Genomic DNA, 4,988 nt, shown 5'->3' on the forward strand with positions numbered 1-4,988 from the left:
TGCGCCGGGAGCTTCTGCAAGCTAAGAAGATCCCTCGCTACGCTCGGGATGACAATTCCCTTCGGTCGAGATGACAGCTCCCTTGAGTTGTTCACGCCTCGTCGGTCTGAGGCGAAGCCTCGCTAGTACGTCATCTCCGTGTTCTCTGTGTTCTCTGTGGTTCGAATCCGGGGAGCAGGGCTGTGAGGTGCCATGTTGGTGGGCACAGCTCGCCCTACGGGTTATGGGGCAGTCCGGGTTGGATTGAGCACAGGAACAAACCGTCTTTTTATCCATAGATTACGCGGATTTTCGCAGATTATTCCGTTCTTCGTCTGCGGGAATCTGCGGACAGAAAAGATCGTGTGATCTGTTGCGACCGATTGGCGTTCATTGGCGGCAAAAAAATGGTTCCATATGTTATCGATACTCGGATACTGCTGTACTTACGCCTGAAACATCAGCTCAACACCGCCTCGATGGCCTCGGACAGGCTTTTGACCCGCACGATGTCCAGCGCTTGGAGGCCCGATTTGGGGACATTGGCCGCGGGGGCGATGACGCGGCGGATGCCGTGCTTGGCCGCTTCGCGCAACCGGTCGGGGCCGTTGGGGACGGGCCGGATCTCGCCGGAGAGGCCCACTTCGCCGAAGACCGCGAGCGCCATGTCCAGGGGCCGGTCGCGGTAGCTGGAGAGTACCGCCAGCAGGACCGGCAGGTCGGCGGCGGTCTCTGTGATGCGCACGCCCCCGACCACGTTGACGAATACGTCCCGGTCGAACATGGCGACCCCGCCGTGGCGGTGCAGCACTGCCAGCAACATGGCGAGCCGGTTCTGATCCAGGCCCAGGGTCACCCGCCGTGGGTTGGCGAGCGGGCTCTCGTCTACCAGGGCCTGCACCTCGACCATGAGGGGCCGGGTGCCCTCGCGGGTCACCATGATCAGGCTGCCCGATACCGATTCCGTGTGGCGCGACAGGAAGATGGCCGAAGGATTGGACACTTCCCGCAGGCCGCGGTCGGTCATGGCGAAGACGCCGAGCTCGTTGACGGCCCCGAAGCGGTTCTTGATGGACCGGATCAGGCGCAAGGGACCCGCGCCTTCGCCTTCGAAATAGAGCACCGTGTCCACCATATGCTCCAGCACCCGGGGACCGGCCAGCGCGCCTTCCTTGGTCACGTGCCCGACCAGGAAGATGGCGGTGTCCGCCTGCTTGGCAAAGCGCACCAGCTGGGCCGCGGTCTCCCGTACCTGGGACACGGAGCCCGGCGCCGATTGCAGCAGCTCCGTGTGTAGGGTCTGGATGGAGTCGACGACCATGATCCGCGGCCGTTCCGCCGCGGCCCTGGCTAGCACGCGCTCGACACAGGTCTCCGGCAGCAGGTGTACCCCCTCCCCCGTCAGCCCGAGTCGGCGCGCCCGCAGGCCCACCTGCTGGGGTGACTCCTCGCCCGAGACATAGAGCACCGGATGCCCCTGCCCCAGGGCGGCGCAGGCCTGGAGCAGCAGGGTGGATTTGCCGATCCCCGGATCGCCGCCGATGAGTACCACCGAACCCTGGACCAGCCCGCCCCCGAGCACCCGGTCGAGCTCGGCGATGCCGCTCCCCAGGCGGGCGCGTTCCTGGGGCTCCACGGCGGTGAGCAGGACCGCCTCGCTCCCGCCCTCGACGCCCCCGGCATAGCCGGCGCGGCCAGCCGCCGCCGGCAGGTCGGGGGCCTCTTCGACCAGATTCCAGGCCCCGCAGTCCGGGCACTGGCCGCTCCACTTGGGCAGCCTGACGCCGCAGGCGTTGCAGATGTAGGCGTTACGGGCTTTGTGGGTGCGTTTGGCCACGAGTACAGCAGTACCGAAGTAGCGATAACATAAAAATTTTTAGTGGTTCCAATGGAAAAGATTCACAGGCGTTCGCCCCCATGAGGCATCGGGTGCAGCTCTCGATGTTCCATCCGCACGCGGGAGGTAACCCGGCACAGGAGCTCGTAGGAGATGGTGCCCGCCCACTGTGCGATCTCGTCCACCGGCAGGTCCGCGCCCCAGAGGGTGACGGGATCCCCCACTCTGGCAGTGGGCAGTCCCCGCAGATCGATGTTGATCATGTCCATGGATACGCGGCCCACCAGCGGCGCCCGCCGCCCGCCTACCAGCACCGGGGTTCCCCTGGGTGCATGACGCGGATAGCCGTCGCCGTAGCCGATGGCCGCTACCCCGACCGGCATGTCCTGGGGGCACACATAGGTGCTTCCGTAGCCCACGGCATCCCCCCGGCGCAGGGCGCGCACGGCGATGAGCCGCGTTGCGAGCCGCATGACCGGCCGCAGCCCCAGCTCGGCGGCGGTCCGCCCGATCAGGGGCGAGGCCCCGTAGAGCATGATACCGGGGCGTACCCAGGGGGTCTGGGACGCGGGACAGGCCAGGATGCCGGCGGAGTTGCCGATGCTTAAGGGGTAGTGCGCGGCGGGATCCAGAGCGCGCAACCGATCGCACTGCAATTGCGTCAGCCGGTCGTGCGGATCGTCGGCCTTGGCTAGGTGGGTCATGAGTCCCACCGGCCCCGCGACCTGCGGATCGACACTCAGGCGCGCGAGGAGATTTGGCACCTCCTGCGGATCGAACCCCAGCCGATGCATGCCCGTATCCACTTTGATCCAGATACGCAGGGGCCTTGCGGTGCGGGTCTCTTCCAGGAGCGCCACCTGCTCGGGCCGGTGCAGCGCCAGCTCGAACCCGTGCGCGCGGGCGGCGGCGAGCTCGTCGTCGAACAGGAACCCCTCCATGACCAGGATGGGCTTGGTGATCCCCGCCTCGCGCAGGCGTACCCCCTCTTCCACCCTGGCTACTGCCAGGCCGGCGGCGGCTTCCAGGGTGGTTCCCACCTCCACCATCCCATGCCCGTAACCATTGGCCTTGACCACCGCCCATATCCGGCTGTCCGGGGCCCGACGCTGGACGCAGGCCAGGTTATGCCGAAGGGCCGCATGGTCGATGACCGCCCGCGGATGGATCTGCATCGCGCTTGACCCGTACTGGTCGTTCACAACCTAGTAGCCATCAATCTGATAATTTAGGTGCGCTCTGACCCGGTTTGGCCGCGATCGGATCACCCAGATATCCGGGTGCCAAATCCAAACGCTCCAGCGTCATGAAACCTGGTCCCGAGCGGAGCGAGGGATCTCGGCCGCTGGAGCGGCCACAACGGCATTCCCACGCTGGAGCGTGGGAACGAGCCACACCATATTCCACGCCAAATTCCGTACTACGTGGGATGAAGCGCTGGGAACGCCGGCATCCTGCCGGCTAGAATTTGCCGGCAAGAGGCGGTTCCGACCCGCCTTCTCCGCGGCGCGGAGCTTCCACATCCCCGCGCGGCGCGTGGGGACGAGAAGGAACCAGACAGCTTCTTAAATCAAAACTACGTCATACTGCTCTTGGGTATAGAGTGCCTCGACCTGGAGCCGGACCGGCTTGCCGGTAAAGGCTTGCAGCTCGGCCAGATACCCGGATTCCTCGTCCAGCAGACGGTCGATCACTTCCTGGGAGGCCAGCACCAACAGGGTCTCCACCTCGAATTGACGGGTCTGGCGCAGGATCTCGCGGAAGATCTCGTAACAGGTGGTTTCGGCGGTCTTCAGGGTACCGCGGCCACCGCAACAGGTGCAGGGTTCGCACAGGATGTGCCCAAGGGACTCGCGCGTGCGCTTGCGGGTCATCTCCACCAGACCCAGTGCGGATACCTCGGTGATGTGGGTCTTGGCGTGGTCCTTGGCGAGGCATTTCTCGAGCGCGCGGAGCACCTGGCGCTTGTGCTCGTCGTCGCACATGTCGATGAAGTCGATGATGATAATACCGCCGAGGTTGCGCAGACGCAGCTGGCGGCAGATGGCCTGGGCCGCCTCCAGGTTGGTCTTGAAGATGGTCTCTTCCAGCGTCCGGTGACCGACGAAGGCGCCGGTGTTCACATCGACGGTGGTCATGGCCTCGGTCTGGTCCAGGATCAGGTAGCCACCGGACTTGAGCTGCACCTTGCGCTGCAACGCCTTCTGGATCTCGTCCTCCACGCCATAGAGATCGAACAGGGGGCGCTCTCCCCGGTAGTGCTCGATGGGTACCGCAATATCCGGGATGTACTTGGCGGCGAAGGTACGCGCGCGCTCCACCGTGGAGCGCGAGTCGATACGCACCCGTTCTACCTCCGGTCCCACCAGGTCGCGCAGGGCGCGCAGAACCAGCGGCAGGTCATCGTGGACCTGCCCGATGTCGGTGCAGGAGCGGTAGCGCTCTTCGATGCCCTGCCACAGCTTGACCAGGAAGTCCATGTCCCTGATCAGTGCCTCTTCGGTGACCCCTTCGGCCGCCGTGCGGGCAATGAACCCCCCTTTCCGGGGTCCTGAAGCCACGCGGCCTTGCAGGATATCCCGCAGCCGCTTGCGCTCTTCTTCGTCCTCGATCCTTTGGGAAATGCCGGTCGTGCCCACAGTCGGCATAAAGACCAGGTAGCGGGACGGAATGGAGATGTTGGTGGTAAGCCGGGCGCCCTTGGTGCCCAGGGGGTCCTTGACCACCTGCACCATGATCTCGTCACCCTCGCTGACGACCTCATGGATGTGCTCGCTGCGCGGTGCTCCCTCCGCGTCGACGATATCCGAGGTGTGCAGAAAAGCGGCCCGTTCGAACCCGATATCCACGAAGGCGGCCTGCATACCAGGCAAGACGCGGCAGATGCAGCCCTGGTAGATATTCCCCACCAGCCCGCAGTGGTCGGTACGCTCGATGATGACCTCTTGCACGGCGCCGTTTTCCACCACCGCGACCCGGGTCTCCGGAGGCATCACATTGACGAGGATTTCTTCGCTCAAGCTTCTGATACCTTAGAGGTTGTCTAAAAACTAACCTATTGATTTTCTACTGGCATTGATTTTCGGCCGGCTCCTCAGGCTCCGGCGTGGGAGCAGACCTGGTCCCGACGGAGGAGGGATCTGACGCTCCAGCGTCGATTAAGCGCCTCGGT

Annotated in this window: 3 protein-coding genes; all 3 read right to left on the minus strand. The window is 64.6% G+C overall.

Annotation, left to right across the window (positions count from 1 at the left end; genetic code table 11):
• Positions 1-439 precede the first annotated feature (439 nt).
• The 3 genes from radA to rng all read right to left on the minus strand — a co-directional run bounded on the left by radA (position 440) and on the right by rng (position 4,836).
• Positions 440-1,816, minus strand: a complete 1,377-nt coding sequence (gene radA / locus BQ17_RS03230) for a DNA repair protein RadA (RefSeq protein WP_089724271.1) — start codon at positions 1,814-1,816, stop codon at positions 440-442.
• Between the two features lie 62 nt (positions 1,817-1,878).
• Entirely contained in the window at positions 1,879-2,991 is a 1,113-nt protein-coding gene (gene alr / locus BQ17_RS03235) for an alanine racemase (protein ID WP_089724272.1), read from the minus strand.
• A gap of 390 nt (positions 2,992-3,381) precedes the next feature.
• The gene (gene rng, locus BQ17_RS03240) at positions 3,382-4,836 is read right to left on the minus strand and encodes a ribonuclease G (protein WP_089724273.1); all 1,455 of its coding nucleotides are present in this window, start codon (positions 4,834-4,836) and stop codon (positions 3,382-3,384) included.
• Positions 4,837-4,988 lie beyond the last annotated feature (152 nt).

Origin of the sequence: Candidatus Thiosymbion oneisti (genome assembly GCF_900092655.1) — a bacterium.
Taxonomy (GTDB): domain Bacteria; phylum Pseudomonadota; class Gammaproteobacteria; order Chromatiales; family Chromatiaceae; genus Thiosymbion; species Thiosymbion oneisti.